Source organism: Janthinobacterium sp. CG_23.3, assembly GCF_046115965.1.
Lineage (GTDB): Bacteria > Pseudomonadota > Gammaproteobacteria > Burkholderiales > Burkholderiaceae_D > Janthinobacterium.
In genome coordinates, this window is sequence record NZ_JBJXIB010000241.1 from 1 (window position 1) to 2691 (window position 2691).

General features: G+C 54.4%; 3 protein-coding genes and 1 pseudogene. 3 read left to right on the top strand and 1 reads right to left on the bottom strand.

What is annotated here, in order from left to right; translation table 11 throughout:
* Positions 1–298 precede the first annotated feature (298 nt).
* Positions 299–613, top strand: coding sequence for a DUF3304 domain-containing protein (locus ACFDR9_RS27425; RefSeq protein WP_409033040.1), 315 nt, complete (start codon positions 299–301; stop codon positions 611–613).
* Here ACFDR9_RS27425 and ACFDR9_RS27430 read toward each other — a convergent pair.
* Positions 584–1927 (bottom strand): IS4 family transposase, encoded by a 1344-nt coding sequence (locus ACFDR9_RS27430; RefSeq protein WP_409033041.1) that lies wholly within the window; start codon positions 1925–1927, stop codon positions 584–586. The two genes, ACFDR9_RS27425 and ACFDR9_RS27430, sit on opposite strands and share 30 nt — an antisense overlap.
* A gap of 125 nt (positions 1928–2052) precedes the next feature.
* Here ACFDR9_RS27430 and ACFDR9_RS27435 point away from each other — a divergent pair, with 125 nt between their 5' ends.
* Both ACFDR9_RS27435 and ACFDR9_RS27440 read left to right on the top strand, forming a co-directional pair.
* Positions 2053–2310: a hypothetical protein gene (locus tag ACFDR9_RS27435; protein WP_409033042.1), complete on the top strand. Its 258-nt coding sequence runs from the start codon at positions 2053–2055 to the stop codon at positions 2308–2310.
* 124 nt (positions 2311–2434) lie between these two features.
* Positions 2435–2608, top strand: a pseudogene (locus tag ACFDR9_RS27440) (IS5/IS1182 family transposase); the annotation flags it as partial.
* Positions 2609–2691 lie beyond the last annotated feature (83 nt).

Sequence of the window (2691 nt, forward strand, 5' to 3'; positions counted from 1 at the left end):
ATGGCAAGTTTACAAGGGGCGCGTTAGTTTATTGAATGTAAACGTGTTTTCAAACCGGCTGGGCGTTGGTCCGGACTTGTGTATAACGAGGTGGGTAGTAACTGCATAAATCATTATGTGCGGCCGGCTCGGTCGGTCAGCGTTTTTATTTCAATGTCCTCATTAAAAATTTTTTTATTAAAAATTTAAGTCCTAATTAGTGTATTGTAAAAATATTAAATTTAATTTGCGGAGATATCATGAAATCAAAAAAATTTTTTAGAATATACTATTTTTTCCGTGGCTTTTTTTTATCGTTATGGCTCTATTGGGATGTCAAGATAGAGAGTTTTTATTGGATACTGAGCCAAGAATTGGGAATACTGTTTCACTAACAATTACTGGCTATAATTATACCAATAGATACATTGATGATTTTTATGTTGGCAGTAGTGGAGGCGGCAACCTCTACGTGAGTTCGTCGAACGGAGGAGGCGGGAGTAGCGTTTGCTGTGCATCCTATGTCATTGGTGCCACGTTGTGGAAACCAATAGTTCGCTGGCAAGTTGGCGGGTGTACTTACAACCATGTCGTTATACATAAGTCAGCCCAGCCCGTCGCGGAGCGAGCGTAGTGTCTCGGCGGCAGCGAACACTTGATCAAGCCCGCGCCAGATTGTCTTGGCGCCCGGCTCGCCGTCGCTCTTGCGGCCGAGGAATCCGCCCAGCTGCGCAATCAGTCGCACAACCTCATTCAATGTCGGTGGATTGGCGGGCATCTTTTTCTTGGTCAATAGGTAGGCGCCGCGGATCTCGTCGGGATCGAAGAACAGCGATGCGTCCAGGTCTGGGCACGTTCGTCCCTTGCGCATCAGATACGTCACGCGCCAGGCTACCACCATGAACAAGGCCAAGGCACGCTCGAGGCGCTCAAAGCTCGACAGCTGTAGCGCCTCGACTTCGCAGCCGTTTTTCAGAACATGGAAATAAATTTCTATTTCCCAGCGCGCCCGATACCAGTTGATCAGTTCGACCGCTTGTTCTTGCGACGCGACGGTGCGGTTCGTCAGCAAACGCCATTCGATTGGATTGACGCCAGCGGGCGCCCCTACTTCGCGCGCCACGACACAGGTGACGGTGATGCGCCCCTTGTTCCCATCCTTGATCTCGACCTCGCGCGCCCACAGTTGCTGGCGCACGGCACGCCCCTTCTGGTTTTCCCGCGAGCCGACGGCGAACGCGATCTCGCCCAGCGGCGCCCCTGCCGTCGTCGCCTCCCACAATTTGGCGCCATCCTCGTCGGGCAGGCAGCGGTTATGCTTGGCCCGCACCAGCCAGTCGGCCGGGGTGCCCAGATCGCGGGCGCAGCGCATCATTTCCACCATGTCCGCTTCGCGGTCGGCCACGTACACCAGTCGCGTTTCCGGCATTTTCGCCGCTATCTCCGCCACGCGCTGGTAGCCTTCAACCCAGCGCTTGCTCTCGATCAGGCCCGACCTGACGCCATCGGCGCCGCGCTTCTCGCGCGCCCACATCCACGCGTCGAGCACGCCAAGGGGCTCGCGCTGCGCCGTGACCACGTAAGTCGGGTGCAGGTACATGCCGCGCCGCGCTTCGTAATTGAGCGGCCCGAGCCCGTCGATCTCCTGTCCGTTGAAATCGAGCTCCGTTGAATCCTGGATGCACAACACCACCGGCTGAGCGCGCATGCGCTCCTCGGTACGCTCCCAGTGCGGGGCAAGTATGGCTTCCCATTCCACTTCGGCATTGCCCAAGAAGCGGTAGGCCGCGCAGGTTTCGCCCCAGCTATCACACGCATCCGGGATGCTGGCCGTCGGATTGGCCGAAAATCGTTCCATCATTCGCTTCGCCCTCTTGTTGAGGCGGGCATCGCCAAGATCCAGTCCCGCGAATTCTTGTTCCGTCCACTGTTGTGCTACCTTGGTCACGCGTCCGCCGAAATTCCGAGAGTAAACGCGAATTCGGCAAAGTTTACAACCCCTCTGCGCAACCCATTGAATGTAAACGGTTTTTCGGGGGCGTGTTAGTCGGCGCGGGAGATGTGTATAACGCTATGACTTACAACACTCGTAAAGATAGTTATGGAGATGTTTTTTTTGACATACATCATTTTTATAAGGAAGTAAAAACTCCACTTGATCCAAAAATCCCCAAAAACCCAAAATACCTAGAAGTGCACTTTTATCCGGATGGGCATGTTGAAACGGCCCTAACTGAATTTCCGTCGCGACCACGCCTCTTGTTAAGCGCAGACCGCGAGGAGAAGTCTGATTATAAGAAATGCGAAAATGACAAGCGGCCAGCGCAATAGGCTTAGAAACGAAATGGCGTCCGGGACATTCTTGGGAATCGCTGATTAATTCTCCCCGAACCCGTTCCGGTCGCTTGCAAGTCCCGCGACAATAACGGCATCCGCGACCACAGTCCAGTTGATCATGCAGAAGAGCTTTTCCGACCTCGAATACGCCGCCAAAAAGAAGCTGGCACGGCGCGACCGCTTCCTCGCGAAGATCGACAGTGTGGCCCCTTGGTCGAAACTGCATGAACTGATCGAGCCGCATTATCCGAAGGTGGAAGGCGCTGGCCGCCCGCCGAGCGCAATCCACCGAACTTAAGGATATCGCCTCCACTCGGCGAAAATATTTCACATAGTTCTTGACAAGACTGCGGCTGCGCGCGGTCGCCGCCCTGC

Excerpts from the sequence above, each read along its gene's own strand:
- ACFDR9_RS27425 (WP_409033040.1), top strand. The coding sequence starts at position 299 with ATGGCTCTATTGGGATGTCAAGATAGAGAGTTTTTATTGGATACTGAG.
- ACFDR9_RS27435 (WP_409033042.1), top strand. The coding sequence starts at position 2,053 with ATGACTTACAACACTCGTAAAGATAGTTATGGAGATGTTTTTTTTGAC.